Below are 17,378 nucleotides of genomic sequence, written 5' to 3'. Positions count from 1 at the left end.
AACGCCTTATAAGATAAGAGACCTGCCACTATTGGCAGGTCTTTTTGGTTTTTGCTGACCTTATTGGCATAAAGATAAAATAGTCATGAATAAATATGTAAAAATATTGAATTTCTACTTTATTTTTATCTACGATTATCGTAACGTTGAGGCATAAGAAAAAGTGAGCAAATGACCACCGATTTGGTCAACACTTAATGAATAACACGTTAGCGTAAGCAATAGTCATCAGGAGAGACGCAATGGCATTATGGGGCGGAAGATTTACCCAAGCGGCAGATACCAGATTTAAAGACTTCAACGATTCGTTGCGTTTCGATTACCGATTGGCCGAGCAAGACATCGTAGGCTCAATTGCGTGGTCTAAAGCATTGCTGTCTGTTGACGTGTTATCTGAAGATGAACAACAAAAGCTTGAGCTAGCACTAAATGAACTCAAGCTTGAAGTGATGGAAGACCCACATCAAATCTTACGTTCAGACGCTGAAGATATCCACTCTTGGGTCGAGCAGCAACTGATCAATAAAGTTGGTGACCTAGGTAAAAAGCTACACACGGGACGTTCTCGTAACGACCAAGTTGCAACCGATCTCAAGCTTTGGTGTCGTCAGCAAGGTCAACAACTGTTGATTGCACTTGATCGCCTACAAACTCAAATGGTTGGTGTTGCTAAGCAGCATCAAGGTACTGTTCTTCCTGGTTATACGCACTTACAACGTGCTCAGCCTGTGACGTTTGCTCACTGGTGCTTGGCTTATGTTGAAATGTTTGAGCGTGATTACTCACGTCTGAACGATGCGCTAAAGCGTTTGGATACGTGTCCACTCGGCTCGGGTGCGCTTGCGGGGACCGCTTACCCTATCGACCGTGAAGAGCTGGCTCACAACCTTGGTTTCCACCGTGCGACACGTAACTCGCTAGACTCGGTTTCTGACCGTGACCATGTGATGGAACTGATGTCTGTGGCGTCTATCTCGATGTTACACCTATCTCGTTTGGCAGAAGACATGATCTTCTACAATTCGGGTGAATCTAACTTTATTGAATTAGCCGATACGGTAACGTCAGGTTCTTCGCTGATGCCACAGAAGAAAAACCCAGATGCATTAGAGCTTATTCGTGGTAAGACAGGTCGTGTATACGGCGCGCTTGCTGGCATGATGATGACGGTGAAAGCGCTGCCACTGGCTTACAACAAAGACATGCAAGAAGACAAAGAAGGTCTGTTCGATGCGCTTGATACATGGAATGACTGCATGGAAATGGCAGCATTGTGTTTCGATGGCATTAAGGTTAATGGCGAGCGTACGTTAGAAGCGGCGAAGCAAGGTTATGCAAACTCAACTGAGCTGGCGGATTACCTAGTGGCGAAAGGCATCCCATTCCGTGAAGCGCACCATATCGTCGGTGTTGCTGTGGTTGGTGCAATTGCCAAAGGCTGTGCGTTAGAAGAGTTGTCGATTGAAGAATTGAAATCCTTCTCTGAAGTGATTGAGGCGGATGTATATGACATCTTGACCATCGATTCATGCCTTGAGAAACGTTGTGCGCTTGGTGGCGTGTCGCCGCAGCAAGTGGCTTATGCGGTCGACCAAGCAGACAAGCGCCTGTCTCAACGTGATACTTCAGCAGTCAAAGTACGCCCTGCACGTCTGACAGATATCGAAACGCTGGAAGGCATGGTGGCGTATTGGGCAAATATGGGCGAGAACCTACCACGCTCACGCAATGAGTTGGTACGTGATATTGGCTCCTTTGCAGTGGCTGAACACCATGGTGAGGTAACGGGTTGTGCTTCTCTGTACGTGTACGATTCTGGTCTCGCTGAGGTTCGCTCATTAGGTATTGAAGCAGGGTGGCAAGGTCAGGGGCAGGGCAGTGCGATAGTGAACTACCTAGTTGATAAGGCGCGTCAGATGGCGATTAAGAAAGTGTTTGTGCTGACACGTACGCCTGAGTTCTTTATGAAGCAAAGCTTCTTACCAACTTCGAAGTCGTTGCTTCCGGAGAAAGTACTGAAAGATTGCGATCAGTGTCCACGTCAGCATGCGTGTGACGAGGTGGCACTAGAGATAAACTTGTTTGAGCAATTGATCCAAAAAAGCAATGTGGCCTAGGTTAATGATTCTATGAGTATTTAAGAAAATACTAAAAAAACAGGAAAAAATTTGGAACCTTTAGGAGGAAGCCCGGTCTATTAAAGTACCACTGCTTTTTCTTAGAAGAATCTAAGAGAGCCCCAAAACCGGTATTGGTTTTGGGGCTTTTTTCTATCTGTCATCTGAGCGATGCTCATCCTTACTTTGTTTTCTACGACGGCGCTGCCACGGAAATATAACGAAGCGCATCCAAAGGTGTAAAAACAGCAAGCCATTAAACGCAAAGCCCGCAAAGATCAGCGCGATCGACTCAATACTCTGTGGATCATCTTTAAACGCAAACCACCATACGATCCAGCATAGGACCGATAATACCGTCAGTTGATCCATACATCGTTGGCAACGACCGATCTTTTTCCAAAACCAATGCTCTTGGCAACCGCGACAAGCCATTGTTCTATCCATACTACCTATTTGTCCCTGATTATAACCCTAACTCACGTTTTAGGTTTTCTTTGTCTGGTTTTAGTATCACGTCTATCAAACCAAAAATGGAAAATTAGCTTGGTGAAACGTGTGTAGCACGTAATTGGTGTATGGTGCGCCGTCAGCCAGACAATAGGAAAATAATAATGTCGACAGAACTTAAAGTAGCACTAGGCCTTGCTGGTGGTTTCTTCACAATTGGTTTTACCGCTATTGTGCTTGTTAGCCGTTACGCAATGATGACTGCATAACCACCACTCTATTGATTCTTGAATTGATAAGTTTGGATTAAGAAAGCCTCGTGTATAACGAGGCTTTTTGTTTACAGGGGGATGGCCTCCCGGGCGAGGGATGCTCCGAGAGGCCGAGGGCTGAGTTATGGACAGCTAGATTGCCAACCCAAGCCCGTTAGGCAAATTATTAACCTAGGTAAGCTTCTAGTTCTTCGCTACCGCCGATATGTTTACCACCGATGAAGACTTGAGGAACCGTTGTACGGCCAGAGATTGCACGTAGGCTTACGGTTGTTGCGTCTTTACCCAAAATCACTTCTTCATATTGAAGATCGTGGTCAATCAGATTTTGCTTCGCTTTCATGCAGAAAGGACAGCCTGGTTTAGTGAACACAGTGATCGATTCTTGAGTTTTGTACTCAGGTGCAACGTAGTTCATCATCGTGTCTGCATCAGATACTTTGAACGGGTCGCCTGGCTCGTTTGGTTCGATGAACATTTTCTCAACCACGCCGTTTTTCACTAGCATGCTGTAACGCCATGAACGCTTGCCGAAGCCGATGTCGTTTTTGTCTACTAGCATACCCATGCCATCTGTGAACTCACCGTTACCATCTGGAATAAAGGTGATGTTTTCTGCTTCTTGGTCAGCTTTCCATGCGTTCATCACAAACGTATCGTTGACTGATACACATAGAATTTCATCCACGCCGTGTTCTTTGAATACTGAGAACAACTCGTTGTAACGAGGTAGGTGGCTCGACGAACACGTCGGAGTAAACGCACCTGGCAAGCTGAATACGATAACCGTTCTGTCTTTAAACAGTTCATCCGTGGTTACGTTCACCCATGCGTCACCTTTACGAGTCGGAAAAGTAACTTGTGGTACAGCTTGACCTTCTTTTGATGCAAACATGATGATTTCCTTTTTAAATCTATGAAATAATTCGTTTTCGAGCTTAGCGTTATTTGTCGCTCAGTTTCGTTTTGTTGAGCTCATTATTGAAAAAAAACTTTGATAGCTCTAATCGTTTAATGCTATGGTTTTGATAGATTATTTCTATCGCCAAACAAGAAGCGAATCGTACGTATGAATATCCGAGATTTTGAGTACTTGGTGGCGCTTGCGGAGCACAAGCATTTTCGAAAAGCTGCGGAAGCCTGCTTTGTTAGTCAGCCAACCTTAAGCGGCCAGATTCGTAAGTTGGAAGACGAATTAGGTACAGCGTTGCTAGAAAGAAGCAGCCGTCGCGTGCTGTTTACTGATTCTGGTTTGCAACTGGTGGAGCAAGCAAAACGCATCTTAAGTGAAGTGAAAACCTTTAAAGATATGGCGAGTGGTCAAAGTGGTGCCATGACTGGCCCAATGCACATTGGCTTTATCCCAACTGTCGGCCCTTATCTCTTACCTAAAATTGTTCCTCATCTTAAAGAAGAGTTTCCAGACTTAGAGCTGTTCTTACATGAAGCTCAAACTCATCAGTTGGTTCGCCAATTGGAAGAAGGTAAGCTTGATTGTCTTGTTTTAGCTTCAGTCGATGAAACAGCACCGTTCAAAGAGATTGAGGTCTATAACGAGCCGCTAAGTGTTGCAGTGCCTTGTGATCACGAATGGGCTGGTCTTGATCATATCGAAATGCTCGATCTGAACGGTAAAACGGTATTGGCGTTGGGCGATGGTCATTGCCTACGCGACCAAGCACTTGGCTTCTGTTTTGCTGCAGGTGCAAAAGATGATGAACGCTTTAAAGCAACTAGCTTAGAAACGTTGCGTAACATGGTGGCTGCAGGTGCAGGCATTACGTTACTACCACAGCTATCTGTGCCGCATGAGAAGAAGAAAGATGGCGTATGTTACGTTCCTGCTGTCAATCCAACACCTTCGCGCAGTATCGTATTGGTTTATCGTCCTGGTTCGCCGTTGCGAGCGCGTTTCGAAGCATTAGCTGCGACAATTAAGAATATTCTTGAAGCAAAGCAAAGCTCTATTGCAGCCTAAGTTTCTGCTTTAATCAGATAATCCAGATAAACAAAAGGGAGCTCAATGGCTCCCTTTTTTCATATCACTAATTCGGTATTAGAACAGCTCTTCTGAACTTCCACCACCAGAGTAGATGCTATCTTCTAGGCTGTTACCGACGTATTCAGTAGGCTCAGTGCCTTTCTCGAAGTACTCGAACATGGATGAACCGTCGACTTTATGCGTCAATAGGCCGCTATCGCGGTCGATACGCACACGAACGATATCATCTGGAATAGACTTACCTTGCTGTGGTACACCATCGAGCGCTACGTGCATGAAGTCAATCCAAGCTGGTTCTGCGGTTTTCGCTCCGGATTCTGCGCCAGATATTTGTCCTTTTCCAAGGTTGCTGTTTACTGTCGTTCGACCTAGTGTACGAGAGTGATCATCGAAACCAACCCACGCAATTGCCACAATCCCAGGGCCGTAGCCGTTGTACCAAGTGTCTTTCGAATCGTTGGTGGTTCCTGTCTTACCCCCAATATCGCGACGATCCAGTTTCTGTGCACGCCAACCAGTACCATTCCAGCCTGTGCCGTCACGCCAGCTACCTCCACCCCATATATTGCTGTACATCATCTCACGCATTAGAAATGCGTTTTGCGCTGAGATCACTTGCTTCGCGTATTGTGGAGTGTCGTTTTCTAGTGCGTTGTCTGGTGCAATGCTATCTGCTGTGACATCTTGCTCGCCAAATTCAGCGACAAACTTATCTTCTGCAGGAGCCTGCTCATCCATTTGAGGACAGTTGTGCTGGCAGATCACTTTCGGATTTGCTTTAAATACCACTTCACCGAATGAATCTTCTACGTGATCAACATAAAACGGTTCTACGTAGTAACCACCGTTGGCAAACACGGAGTAGCCTTGTGCAACTTTCATTGGTGTTAAGCTACCAGCACCCAGAGCGATGGTCTCAGAGCGTGGTACTTCATCAATATCAAAACCAAAGCGCGTTAGGTATTCACGAGTTTCGTCTAAGCCAACTTCACGCAGAGTACGTACCGCCATGACGTTCTTTGATTGAGCGAGGCCGATACGTAGGCGAGTAGGGCCGATGTAAGTCGGTGGTGAGTTCTTTGGACGCCATGCTGAACCAGAACCTGCATCCCATTTATTGATCGGTGCGTCGTTGACCAAAGAGGCAAGGGTTAGACCTTTGTTGATTGCTGCTGAGTAGATGAAAGGTTTGATACTTGAACCAACCTGACGCACAGACATAGTCGCACGGTTAAATTTACTATGAACAAAGTTGAAACCACCCACCAAAGACAAGACAGCACCGTTTTCTGGGTTCATGGCCACAAATGCTGTGTTTGCACTTGGCACTTGGCTTAGTTTCCAGCTATGGGTAGTGTTACCTTCTTTATCGGTAGTACTGATTTCACGAACCCAGACTTGTTGGCCTGATTCTAAAATTTGTTTCGCTGATTTTGGCACAGCGCCTTGGCGTTCATCGGTCAGATATTTACGTGCCCAGTTCATACCTGTCCAAGCGATGGTTTGCTCATCGTTGTTCTTCACCCAAACCTGTGCAGTTTTGTCGTCAACTTCGGTGACAACCGCTGGGTACAGTTGGCCGTATGTTGGCTGTTTCTTTAGGTGTTTTTCAATCTGCTCAGTATCCCAAGAGCTTTCGCCTTCTTTCCAAAGCACTTTCTCAGCACCGCGGTAGCCGTGACGTTCATCGTAAGCAAGGATGTTGTTGATTGAGGCTTTGTTGGCAGCATCTTGCAGTTTTGAATCTACCGTCATGTAGATGTTTAGTCCTGAAGTATAAGCCTTTTCTTCACCGTACTCTTTTACCGCCCATGAGCGTGCTAGCTCTGCAACATATGGGGCAGAAAGCTCAATCTCGGCACTGTGGTAACGGGCCACAATTGGCTCTGAGCGCGCTTCGTCATATTGCTCTTGAGTAATGTATTTTTCATCCAGCATACGCATCAAAACGACATTTCGACGCTTAGTAGCACGGTCTAGAGAATATAGAGGGTTCATTGTCGAAGGTGCTTTAGGCATGCCTGCTAGCGTGGCGATTTCACTTAGGCTTAACTCATTTAAGCTCTTACCAAAGTAAACCTGTGCCGCAGCGCCAAAGCCATAAGAGCGATAACCAAGGAAGATCTTGTTGACATATAGCTCCATGATTTCTTGTTTAGAAAGAAGTTGCTCAATGTGAATTGCTATAAAGATCTCTTTGATTTTACGCATGATTTTCTTCTCATTAGATAAGAAGAAGTTACGTGCTAGCTGCTGGGTAATGGTACTTGCACCTTGCTTAGCTGAGCCTGATAGAGCAACAACAACAGCGGCACGAGTAATACCGATCGGATCAATACCAGGGTGCTCATAGAAACGGCTATCTTCAGTTGCAATCAGCGCATGAATGAGATCCTGAGGAATCTCATCGTAAGTTACAGGAATGCGACGCTTTTCGCCAAACTGTGCGATCAGCTTCCCGTCCTGACTATAAACTTGCATAGGTGTTTGTAATTCAACATTTTTTAATGTCGCAACATCTGGCAATTCAGGCTTCACATATTGATAGAAGCCAAAAATTGTGGTCACTCCAAGAATTATGCAAATCAATGTTAAAAATAATAAACGCTTTATGAACTTCACCGGAGAATCCCTGATTGGTTGAGGCTGTATGACGGTAAACCCTAGTACTCTAGGTAAAAAATTAGCAATCAAGATATTAACTCTTATTTAGATGCTAATAACAACCTTTGCACGAAGAAATTTCGGAGCGAGAGTCTATATGGATAAGTTAACAGTTGCGGGCATTGATATTAGTCACAATAGCCTAAAAGCCGTAATACTAAAGCCAGCAAAGGAGGGGTACTCCTTGCTAGGTTATAAAGAAATAGTGCTAAACGACGCTATTGTCGCTGAAAACCATACAATAAATCATCAAGAAATTGTAAAGACCCTAAAAGAGATAAAAAAAGAACTACCACTATTACACCGAAAAGCGGCTGCATCTATTCCAGATAGCGCTGTAATTAGCAAAAGCTTACAGCTTGACTCTCAATTGGAAGAAAGTGAGGTTGAGTTTGCAATCATGCAGGCATTTTCTCTTCAGTCTCCGTTTCCTATTGAGGAATTAAGTTTAGATTTTGTGCCGAACTGTGACAGCAAAGGAAATGAGGTTGCTGGTTTTCGAGTCTTTGCTACTAGAAAAGAGGTGGTAGAAAGTCGAAAACAGGCAATTGAAAAGGCTGGCCTGACACCTATTTTGCTTGACGTTCACTCTCACTCTCAGGGAGCAATATGGCAATTGGCGACAGAGCGGCATCCTGAAAAAGCGCAATACTGTTTGCTTTATGTGGGAGAAAGAAACTGTTCTATTTCCATGTTTACTGCTCAAGGTGAGTTCTTTTATAAGGAGTTTTCATCAGGCTTAGAGCAAGTTATCAATAACTTTCAAACATCTCTTGAGGAGAATGCGAGCGAACAAGAGAAAGTGGAAAGGTTTAACCATGAAACGGCAGATAGGGTAAAGAGACAGCTTCAACTTTACAGCTCAATGAATGGTGAACGAGATATTCGTGGTATTTGGCTTGTCGGTGAAGGCGCATCCACTTTAATGCTCGCAGAAACGTTGGAGCGTCAGTTACAACTGGATTGTGAATTGTTGAATCCATTTAGTCTTTTTGAAATGAAGGTTCCGAAGCGTAAAAGAAGAAATGTTGACTGGCAGCGTTTTGTAACTGCGGCTGGTATAGCAATAAGAGCTATTGACTGGCAAAGGGGGAGCCATGTTGCATCCCGTTAACTTACTACCGTGGAGAGAGGCGAAGAGAGAAGAGCATCGTCGAAGGTTTTTTGGGCTACTCATCCTTGGAGTTTTTGTCGCTGTCGGCTTGCAATGGGCCATCTCATTTTATTTTCAGCACCAACAACGCATGCAACAAGAACGCCTAGATTACCTCACACTTTATATTCATGAACTCGATCAGCGTATTGCCGATATGAAAATTGCAGAGCAAGAGCATAGCAAAATCTTAACAAGGTTAAAGGTTGTGGAGGGTTTGCAAAAAGGACGTAATAAAACGACTGAGTTTATGAATCTTATGCCGTCTGCTATTCCGTCAGGTGTCTATGTCGACAAAATCAAAATGGATGATAGAGAAGTGGAGATTAGTGGGATAAGTGATAGCACCTCTCGACTTGCAACCATGTTAGATAATCTTGAACGGTCTTCTGCTCTCATGGATGTTGAGATGCACTCTATTGTTCATGGAAAAGCACGTTTTGGTAAGGAGTTTCAAACTTTCAAGGTTTCATTTTTGTTCCAGAAACCTGCAAGTCTAGTTATGGCTAGGCAGGAGGAGTCACAATGAGCAACTGGCAAGAACTAGAATTAGATGAAATAACAGATTGGCCTCTATTACCCCAGTCTTTGGTCGTTTGTTTATTGGTAATAGTTCTACTAGCAGGGGGCTATTGGGCTTTTGTTAAGCCGGATAAACAGCGTTTGAACTCGTTAATCGCCGAAGAGCAGAAACTTAAAGTAATGTTGAAAATCAAAGCCAATAAGGTCGCAGCATTACCCAAACTGCAAGCCCAATTGGATGAACTGACTCATCGATATGAATATCTATTGCAGCAATTACCAGCGCAGAAAGAGCTGGCCACAATGCTTGCTTCTGTCAACGAACTTGGCATCGATAATAATCTGACTTTCACACGGATCGATTGGGGGAAGAAACAATCTGAACAATTTTTGTATAGGCTCCCATTGAATATCGAACTTACTGGCGCATTTCATGATATTGGGAGCTTCGCACAAGCGATAGCAACGCTTCCTCGCATCATTACATTTAAGGATGTTACTTGGCAGAGAGTCAGTCAAGAGAGTGAAACCTTACATTTTCGAGTTAGAGCCAATACTTATCAGTTTAAGCCAGAGGAAAAACAAGATGAAAGCTAATGTCTTGTTGTTGGCAGTGATCAGTGCTGCCCTCCTTGGATGTCAAGCCAACGACGACTCTCTTGATGATTATATTCGTCAAGTCGAAACTGATGCTAGGCGAGATGTCGCCCAACTTGAGCCTATTGAAGAGTTCGCGGTTGCTGCATACCAAGCAAAAGCTCAACGAGCACCTTTTGAGCTACCTAAGGAAGCGACAATTGCATCTCAGCCAGTTGCTCGAAAAGATTGTTGGCAACCTTCAAACCGCAAACGAAGTGGCAAGCTGGAGCATTTTCCTCTAAGCCAGTTGAGACTAAAAGGTGTTATGGGGATGGGAAATAGTGTCTCTGGGTTAGTACAGGCTCCCAATGGAACCGTATACAAGGTTCATGCTGGTCAGTACATCGGAAAAAATAATGGCAAAGTAACTCACGTTACGCATTCGTATTTACTAATTAACGAGACTTTACCCGATGGCTTAGGGTGTTGGCAAAAACGCAAAGTAAAGCTCGCTCTGAGATAAGTAATTCCGTTTTGATTTTTAGAATTGAGTAAAAGAAATGAGACAAGGATATACATTGAGATACAGGAAGTTATTTGAACTCTTGTGGTTATGGAGTTTGTTGTTAATGGCTCCTTTTGTTTGGGCGGAAGAGTCGTCATCCAATGCATTGAAAAGTATTGATTTCAGGACTAACAAAGATAAAGAAGCGGTCATTATTGTTGAACTCGCTTCACCTGCAGCGATTGTAGATGTCAAAAGAGTTCAAGAAGGGCTTAGTATTGATTTGTTGAATACTTCTGTTGAAGACAACCAGCTTTACTTGCTCGATGTTAAGGATTTCTCTACCGCAGTGGATAGCGTAGAAGTTTTTAGAGATGCAGCAACAACTAGATTGTTGGCGCACATTGAAGGTGACTATACACATGATTACAGGCTTACGGGGAGATATCTCGAAGTAAAAGTTGCACGCTTAAAACCGAATGAAAAGGTGCCAGATAAAAGTATCCTTGAGAAGGAAGGCAAGCTCATCTCTATTAACTTTCAAGATATACCGGTAAGAAATGTCTTGCAGTTGATCGCTGACTACAACGATTTCAACTTGGTGGTCTCGGATTCTGTTGAGGGGAACTTAACGTTACGCTTGGATGGTGTGCCATGGCAGCAGGTACTAGATATTATTCTGCAGGTTAAGGGGCTAGATAAACGCGTTGATGGCAACGTTATTCTAGTCGCACCAAAAGAAGAACTGGACTTACGTGAAAAGCAGCAATTGGAGAAGTTGAAATTAGAAGAAGAAATAGGAGAGCTTTCTTCAGAAATAATCAAAGTTAATTTTGCTAAAGCTTCAGATATTGCTCAAATGATCAATGGTGAAGGGAATATTAGCATGCTGTCTGTCCGTGGCAGTATGACCATTGATGAACGTACAAACTCTCTACTTATCCGTGAACTACCAGAAAATATCGCAGTAATACGTGAGATTGTTGAGTCTCTTGATATTCCTGTTAAGCAAGTTCAGATAGAGGCCAGAATTGTGACCGTGAAAGAGGGGAACCTAGATGAATTAGGTGTTCGCTGGGGCTTCACTTCTATTAATGGTAATAACATGGTTGGTGGTTCAATTGAGAATAACTTGGCTGCGATTGGCTTATACGACGAAGGTGGTAATGCTGAGGATGGAAGCACAGTTGGAATTGATGACTTTCTGAATGTCAATTTGGCAGCTGCATCGACAAATGCAAGCAGCATCGCTTTTCAAGTCGCTAAATTGGGCTCTGACACTCTACTGGATTTGGAGCTTTCAGCTCTACAGCAAGAATCTAAGGCTGAAATCATCTCAAGTCCGCGTTTGGTAACGACAAACAAAAAGCCTGCCTATATCGAGCAAGGTACAGAAATTCCTTACTTAGAGGCTTCCTCCAGTGGTGCAACGACCATTACTTTTAAAAAAGCAGTATTGAGTCTAAAAGTTACCCCCCCCAGATAACGCCCGATAACCGCTTAGTTCTTGATCTCAGCGTGACCCAGGATAGACCTGGTAAAGTTGTTAAAACTGGGACTGGAGAAGCGGTCGCGATTGATACACAGCGAATCGGCACGCAAGTGTTAGTAAATAATGGTGAAACCGTTGTTTTAGGCGGCATTTTCCAACATAGTGTCAGTAATACAATTGACAAAGTTCCGCTGCTTGGAGATTTACCTTTGTTGGGCGCTCTATTTCGCCGTACTTATGAAGATGTAGGTAAGAGTGAGCTGTTGATCTTTGTTACGCCTAAGGTAGTAATTCAGTGATAGATTCACAGATAAAAAGGCGATCAGATCAAAAATAAAGTTGCATTAGAGGCACCATGCTTGGATAATTTCGGGTCTTATCACGAATTATCTGTGAGGAATTGGTGCCACAAGCCTTGTATAACAGCGGTTTAGCTGTGTTTTCTTGTGGCGATCTTATTGAATTAACGTTGTAAATTACCGCTAAATATGGCTGAGAAACGTAATATTTTCCTTGTTGGCCCAATGGGCGCCGGCAAAAGTACAATTGGTAGACACCTAGCACAGCAACTGCATATGGAGTTTGTGGACTCTGATACAGTGATCGAAGAACGCACGGGTGCAGATATCGCTTGGGTTTTTGATGTTGAAGGTGAAGAAGGCTTCCGCAAACGCGAAGAAGCTGTACTTGAAGACCTAACTCAAGAGCAAGGCATCGTGCTAGCAACGGGCGGTGGCTCTGTAAAGAGCAAAGAAAACCGCAACCGTCTTTCAGCACGTGGTGTTGTTGTTTACCTAGAAACAACTATTGAAAAGCAACTTGCTCGCACAAACCGCGACAAGAAGCGTCCTTTACTTCAAACTGACAACCCTCGTGAAGTATTGGAAAGTTTGGCAGGCGAACGTAACCCTCTATACGAAGAAGTAGCGGATTACACAGTTCGTACTGACGATCAGAGTGCAAAAGTGGTAGCCAACCAGATCGTAAAAATGCTAGAAGAGAGATAAGCATTTATCTTTTTCAAATTGGAGCACACCGATGGAACGGATTACGGTCAATCTAGCAGAGCGTAGCTACCCAATCTCAATTGGCGCCGGGTTATTTGAAGACCCGGCGTACCTTTCTCAAATTCTTTCAAACAAAAATGCCAATCAGAAAGTCGTCGTGATCAGTAATGTCACGGTTGCTCCTCTGTACGCGGACAAAATCCTTAGCCAGCTAAAACAGCTTGGTTGTGATGCCTCATTGCTTGAATTACCTGATGGTGAGCAATACAAAAGCTTAGACACATTTAATCAAGTCATGAACTTCCTGCTAGAAGGAAGCTATGCTCGTGACGTAGTGATTATTGCGCTAGGTGGTGGTGTGATTGGCGACCTCGTTGGCTTTGCCTCGGCATGCTACCAACGCGGTGTTGATTTCATCCAGATTCCAACCACATTATTGTCTCAAGTGGACTCGTCGGTTGGCGGTAAAACGGCAGTGAACCATCCGCTTGGTAAAAACATGATTGGTGCTTTTTACCAACCTAAAGCGGTTATCATCGATACCAATTGCCTATCGACGCTCCCAGAGCGTGAGTTTGCAGCGGGTATTGCTGAGGTGATCAAGTACGGCATTATTTACGATGGCGCTTTCTTCGACTGGTTAGAAGAGAACCTTGACCGTCTATATGCATTGGATGAAGAAGCACTGACTTATGCCATCGCACGTTGTTGTGAAATCAAAGCAGAAGTTGTAGCTCAAGATGAGAAAGAATCGGGCATTCGAGCGTTGTTGAACTTAGGTCATACCTTTGGTCACGCGATTGAAGCTGAATTGGGTTACGGTAACTGGTTGCATGGTGAAGCGGTATCTTCTGGTACGGTTATGGCAGCGAAGGCGTCGCATCTACGTGGCTTAATTACGCAGCAACAGCTGGATCGCATTATTACCATTATGCGTCGAGCAAAACTACCAGTGCATACGCCAGATACCATGAGCTTTGATGACTTCATGACACACATGATGCGAGATAAGAAAGTCTTATCCGGTCAGCTGCGTTTAGTTCTGCCAACTGGCATTGGCAGTGCAGAAGTCATTGCGGACACATCGCAAGACATAATCAAACAAGCTATCGACTTCGGTCGCGATATTTAACCTAAACAGTGACGCCTTAAGGCGTCATTGATGCATTATTAGGGTTAACGAATGAGTGCAGCTCATATTTTAGAATTAGACTCTCAAACAGATTTATTGCATCGCCTCGCTATGTTGAGCAACTTTAGCTCTAACCTTATTGTAGTTAATGGTGATATTGGATTCGGAAAGTCATGGCTAGCCCAACGATATCTTGAAGTTGGTGCAATGAATAAGAATCAGTGCTTATTGCTGTGTCATCCCAACCAGGATGATACCCAGCGTCGTATGCAGATTTTAAGTCAAATTGTGAGTGATGCGCTTTTTAATCAGCAAGATAGTTTGCTAGATAGTATGGAGCGAATTCTAGATAGCGAGTCGTGTGACATTGCGATAGTGGTCGATGACGCCCACCTGTTAAGTGAAGCACTTATTTCTGAGCTGTGGATGCTTGTATTAGCGGCTCAGGCAAATCCAAATTGGAAAATCAATGTCATACTATTTTCTCAGCTTGGTCGTTTAGAAAACGTTTTGCAACGGGTGAGTTACGGGCAAGAACTTAAACCCGTTGAGCTCGAAGTTGATATGCTGTCTGAAATGGAAGCAAGGCAGTTTTTTGAGTCATTAGTAATGCGCTATGTTGATGATGACAATGAAAAGCGTACACGGGCTGCTTTTAAAACAGTCAGTCCAATCCCTGGTGACATTATGGCGTTAGGAGATTTAAAAGTGGAAAAAAGGATTATTATCCGCTCTATAGTTGGCTCACCAATTAAAATTGCTATTGTCGTATTAGCATTATTGCTTCTTGCTGCTGGTGGATACTGGTGGATGCTCAATCAGCCGACTCCCGATGATAAAGCTCAGCAAATAGCAGGCTCTTTGGAACAGACGGCAATACCGACGTTATCGGAGCCTAGTGATAAAGAGGCTAAAAAAACGGAAAACTTAACACCGTTAGATCACAGTGTAGATCCCTCTTTGGATATTTCAGGTGCTCAAGATGATTCGGATGCCCTGCCGCCAGCCATTGTCGAAGAGGTGGCTAGCGTTGGTAATGAAGATACTCAGCAGCGAGTAGTTATTGAGTCAGATGTCGTCGATGCATTGCTTGAAGGTAAGACTGATACGGTAGATACAACAGAAATAAAGCAAGTTGTAGAGCCGACCTCGATTCAAAGCGAAACGCCCAGTGTTGCAAGCTCAGCATTGATTGAGGTGATTCGACCTGAAGCTACAGAGGAAGCGGCGATTCCTGAATCAGATGCTTCTTCACCGCCGATTGTTCAGTTCTCTTTTGCTAAAGAGGAGTTGAAGACTCTCTCTCCGAGAGCGTATACCTTGCAGTTAGCGGCGATGACATCTTTAGAAGATGTGCAATCTTTTTTAGATGATTACCAACTTAACGGCAAAGTAAGAATCTACCCAACAGTGAGAAATAATACTGATTGGTACATCATTACTTATCAAGATTACCCAACCATTCAGCAGGCTAGAGATGCGGTAGATAGTTTACCATCTTCACTCAAAGCGCTGAGTCCTTGGGCAAAATCGTTAAGACAAGTTCAGCGTGAGATAGAGCGTGTGAAATAATCCTGAGCTTCGCTGAAAAATATGTTACATTCCGCAGCCTTAATTTTTGGTCGATAGATAGAGCAGTAGATGAAAAAGCAACGAGCCTTTCTGAAATGGGCAGGAGGAAAATACGGTCTGGTTGAAGACATCCAACGCCATTTGCCACCGGCTCGAAAGCTAGTTGAACCTTTTGTTGGGGCTGGTTCGGTGTTTCTTAATACTGATTACGACCAATATCTACTGGCGGACATCAATCCAGATTTGATTAATCTCTACAACTTGCTGAAAGAGCGTCCTGAAGAGTACATCTCAGAAGCGAAGCGTTGGTTTGTTGCAGAGAACAACCGCAAAGAAGCCTACCTGAGCATTCGCGCTGAGTTTAATAAAACGGACGACGTCATGTACCGTTCTCTAGCGTTCCTATACATGAACCGTTTTGGTTTTAATGGGCTGTGCCGTTACAACAAGAAAGGTGGCTTCAACGTGCCATTTGGTTCTTACAAGAAGCCGTACTTCCCAGAAGCAGAGATGGAATTCTTTGCTGAAAAAGCGAAGAAAGCGACTTTTGTTTGCGAAGGTTACCCAGAAACATTCAGCCGAGCACGTAAGGGCAGTGTGGTTTACTGCGACCCGCCTTACGCACCGCTATCTAACACTGCAAACTTTACCTCTTATGCAGGAAATGGCTTTACGCTTGATGATCAAGCTGCGTTGGCAGACATTGCGGAGAAAGCGGCAACTGAACGAGGTATTCCAGTTCTGATCTCTAACCACGACACGAAGTTAACGCGTCGCCTATACCATGGTGCAGAACTGAACGTGGTAAAAGTGAAGCGTACTATCAGCCGTAACGGCAGTGGTCGCAATAAAGTTGACGAGCTGCTTGCTCTATTCCGTGCGTCAGACGCAGATAAATCTGACTCTTAATTCTCACACTATTGCATCTAAATAGTGGATCTCCCCACTGGCTTCGGTAGAATTGCGCGCAAATTATTTGCTGTTTGCTCGCCACTACTGAGGTCAGGTATGAAAGATTTTCTAATTGCACCATCCATTTTATCGGCTGATTTTGCTCGTCTAGGTGAAGACGTAGAGAAAGTACTCGCAGCTGGTGCGGATGTGGTGCACTTCGACGTTATGGATAACCACTATGTACCAAACCTGACTTTTGGTGCGCCAGTGTGTAAAGCACTACGTGATTACGGCATTACTGCCCCAATCGATGTTCATCTAATGGTGAAGCCTGTTGATCGTATCATCCCTGATTTCGCAAAAGCTGGCGCGTCGATGATCACTTTCCACATTGAAGCATCTGAGCATGTAGACCGTACTCTCCAGCTTATCAAAGAGCACGGCTGTAAAGCGGGTGTAGTACTTAACCCAGCAACACCGCTTGCGCATCTTGAGTTCATCATGGACAAAGTTGACTTGATTCTACTGATGTCAGTAAACCCTGGTTTTGGTGGGCAATCATTTATCCCTCATACGTTAGATAAACTACGAGCAGTGCGCAAGATGATTGACGAATCTGGTCGTGATATTCGTCTAGAAATCGATGGTGGTGTGAAAGTTGATAACATTCGTGAAATTGCAGAAGCGGGCGCAGATATGTTTGTTGCTGGCTCGGCTATTTTCAGCGAGCCGGATTACAAACAGGTGATCGACAAAATGCGCGCAGAGCTTGCAGACGTCAAATAAGCGCTGACAGATTAGCTTTAAAGCAAGCGTTGTAACGTGATGATTTAAAAGGCTGCCACTTTGTTGGTAGCCTTTATTATTTCTGGCGTGAGCTAAGCAAAAATATCGAGCGAGGTGTGCAAATAATCACTTGCCTATTTTGCTTCCTTTCTGTACTATTCGTGCTCCTTAAAACTCGGTCAATTTTCTTTAGTTCCTTGCTTCCTCTGGACGACCGAGCCAATCGTGGAA

The 17,378-nt window shown here is 44.2% G+C and carries 14 protein-coding genes and 1 pseudogene; 12 read left to right on the top strand and 3 right to left on the bottom strand.

What is annotated here, in order from left to right; all coding sequences use genetic code 11:
* Positions 1-242 precede the first annotated feature (242 nt).
* The gene (argH, locus tag B853_RS13595) at positions 243-2,117 is read left to right on the top strand and encodes an argininosuccinate lyase (protein ID WP_038885604.1); all 1,875 of its coding nucleotides are present in this window, start codon (positions 243-245) and stop codon (positions 2,115-2,117) included.
* A gap of 153 nt (positions 2,118-2,270) precedes the next feature.
* Here argH and B853_RS13590 read toward each other — a convergent pair whose 3' ends face one another.
* A complete protein-coding gene (locus B853_RS13590) occupies positions 2,271-2,552 on the bottom strand; it encodes a DUF3624 domain-containing protein (RefSeq protein ID WP_038885605.1) in 282 nt (93 codons plus the stop codon).
* Positions 2,553-3,005: 453 nt separating this feature from the next.
* On the bottom strand, positions 3,006-3,734 hold the full coding sequence (locus tag B853_RS13580) for a redoxin family protein (RefSeq protein WP_010443933.1): 729 nt from the start codon (positions 3,732-3,734) through the stop codon (positions 3,006-3,008).
* 174 nt (positions 3,735-3,908) lie between these two features.
* Between B853_RS13580 and oxyR the strand changes: the two genes are divergently transcribed.
* Positions 3,909-4,817 carry a DNA-binding transcriptional regulator OxyR gene (gene oxyR / locus B853_RS13575; protein ID WP_010443932.1) on the top strand — a complete coding sequence of 303 codons (909 nt, stop codon included), beginning with the start codon at positions 3,909-3,911 and terminating at the stop codon, positions 4,815-4,817.
* Between the two features lie 78 nt (positions 4,818-4,895).
* Here oxyR and B853_RS13570 read toward each other — a convergent pair whose 3' ends face one another.
* Positions 4,896-7,463: a penicillin-binding protein 1A gene (locus tag B853_RS13570; RefSeq protein ID WP_010443931.1), complete on the bottom strand. Its 2,568-nt coding sequence runs from the start codon at positions 7,461-7,463 to the stop codon at positions 4,896-4,898.
* 139 nt (positions 7,464-7,602) lie between these two features.
* Between B853_RS13570 and pilM the strand changes: the two genes are divergently transcribed.
* From pilM to rpe, 10 genes and pseudogenes are all read left to right on the top strand, one after another.
* Positions 7,603-8,619 (top strand): type IV pilus assembly protein PilM, encoded by a 1,017-nt coding sequence (gene pilM, locus B853_RS13565; RefSeq protein WP_038885606.1) that lies wholly within the window; start codon positions 7,603-7,605, stop codon positions 8,617-8,619.
* The gene (locus tag B853_RS13560) at positions 8,603-9,187 is read left to right on the top strand and encodes a PilN domain-containing protein (RefSeq protein ID WP_038885608.1); all 585 of its coding nucleotides are present in this window, start codon (positions 8,603-8,605) and stop codon (positions 9,185-9,187) included. Before pilM ends, B853_RS13560 begins: the two co-directional genes overlap by 17 nt.
* On the top strand, positions 9,184-9,777 hold the full coding sequence (locus B853_RS13555; protein WP_038885610.1) for a type IV pilus inner membrane component PilO: 594 nt from the start codon (positions 9,184-9,186) through the stop codon (positions 9,775-9,777). The genes B853_RS13560 and B853_RS13555 overlap by 4 nt, the downstream gene beginning before the upstream one ends.
* Positions 9,767-10,282: a pilus assembly protein PilP gene (locus tag B853_RS13550; RefSeq protein WP_010443909.1), complete on the top strand. Its 516-nt coding sequence runs from the start codon at positions 9,767-9,769 to the stop codon at positions 10,280-10,282. Before B853_RS13555 ends, B853_RS13550 begins: the two co-directional genes overlap by 11 nt.
* Positions 10,283-10,388: 106 nt before the next feature.
* A pseudogene (locus B853_RS13545) lies at positions 10,389-12,055 on the top strand (type IV pilus secretin PilQ).
* Positions 12,056-12,244: 189 nt separating this feature from the next.
* Positions 12,245-12,763 carry a shikimate kinase AroK gene (gene aroK, locus B853_RS13540; protein ID WP_010443904.1) on the top strand — a complete coding sequence of 173 codons (519 nt, stop codon included), beginning with the start codon at positions 12,245-12,247 and terminating at the stop codon, positions 12,761-12,763.
* Between the two features lie 31 nt (positions 12,764-12,794).
* Complete coding sequence (gene aroB / locus B853_RS13535; protein WP_010443901.1) at positions 12,795-13,895, top strand: 3-dehydroquinate synthase; 1,101 nt, start codon at positions 12,795-12,797, stop codon at positions 13,893-13,895.
* 51 nt (positions 13,896-13,946) lie between these two features.
* Positions 13,947-15,467, top strand: a complete 1,521-nt coding sequence (locus B853_RS13530) for an AAA family ATPase (protein WP_038885611.1) — start codon at positions 13,947-13,949, stop codon at positions 15,465-15,467.
* 69 nt (positions 15,468-15,536) lie between these two features.
* Entirely contained in the window at positions 15,537-16,376 is an 840-nt protein-coding gene (locus B853_RS13525) for a Dam family site-specific DNA-(adenine-N6)-methyltransferase (protein ID WP_010443897.1), read from the top strand.
* 99 nt (positions 16,377-16,475) lie between these two features.
* Positions 16,476-17,147: a ribulose-phosphate 3-epimerase gene (gene rpe / locus B853_RS13520; protein ID WP_038885615.1), complete on the top strand. Its 672-nt coding sequence runs from the start codon at positions 16,476-16,478 to the stop codon at positions 17,145-17,147.
* Positions 17,148-17,378: the final 231 nt, after the last annotated feature.

It is taken from the genome of Vibrio rotiferianus CAIM 577 = LMG 21460, from assembly GCF_002741985.1.
Lineage (GTDB): Bacteria > Pseudomonadota > Gammaproteobacteria > Enterobacterales > Vibrionaceae > Vibrio > Vibrio rotiferianus.
The sequence above is the reverse complement of the archived record's forward strand: the minus strand, read 5'-3'. Positions and strand labels throughout refer to the sequence as shown.

Coding starts and splice junctions, on each gene's coding strand:
- argH (WP_038885604.1), top strand. CDS start 243: ATGGCATTATGGGGCGGAAGATTTACCCAAGCGGCAGATACCAGATTT.
- B853_RS13590 (WP_038885605.1), bottom strand. CDS start 2,552: ATGGCTTGTCGCGGTTGCCAAGAGCATTGGTTTTGGAAAAAGATCGGT.
- B853_RS13580 (WP_010443933.1), bottom strand. CDS start 3,734: ATGTTTGCATCAAAAGAAGGTCAAGCTGTACCACAAGTTACTTTTCCG.
- oxyR (WP_010443932.1), top strand. CDS start 3,909: ATGAATATCCGAGATTTTGAGTACTTGGTGGCGCTTGCGGAGCACAAG.
- pilM (WP_038885606.1), top strand. CDS start 7,603: ATGGATAAGTTAACAGTTGCGGGCATTGATATTAGTCACAATAGCCTA.
- B853_RS13560 (WP_038885608.1), top strand. CDS start 8,603: ATGTTGCATCCCGTTAACTTACTACCGTGGAGAGAGGCGAAGAGAGAA.
- B853_RS13555 (WP_038885610.1), top strand. CDS start 9,184: ATGAGCAACTGGCAAGAACTAGAATTAGATGAAATAACAGATTGGCCT.
- B853_RS13550 (WP_010443909.1), top strand. CDS start 9,767: ATGAAAGCTAATGTCTTGTTGTTGGCAGTGATCAGTGCTGCCCTCCTT.
- aroK (WP_010443904.1), top strand. CDS start 12,245: ATGGCTGAGAAACGTAATATTTTCCTTGTTGGCCCAATGGGCGCCGGC.
- aroB (WP_010443901.1), top strand. CDS start 12,795: ATGGAACGGATTACGGTCAATCTAGCAGAGCGTAGCTACCCAATCTCA.
- B853_RS13530 (WP_038885611.1), top strand. CDS start 13,947: ATGAGTGCAGCTCATATTTTAGAATTAGACTCTCAAACAGATTTATTG.
- B853_RS13525 (WP_010443897.1), top strand. CDS start 15,537: ATGAAAAAGCAACGAGCCTTTCTGAAATGGGCAGGAGGAAAATACGGT.
- rpe (WP_038885615.1), top strand. CDS start 16,476: ATGAAAGATTTTCTAATTGCACCATCCATTTTATCGGCTGATTTTGCT.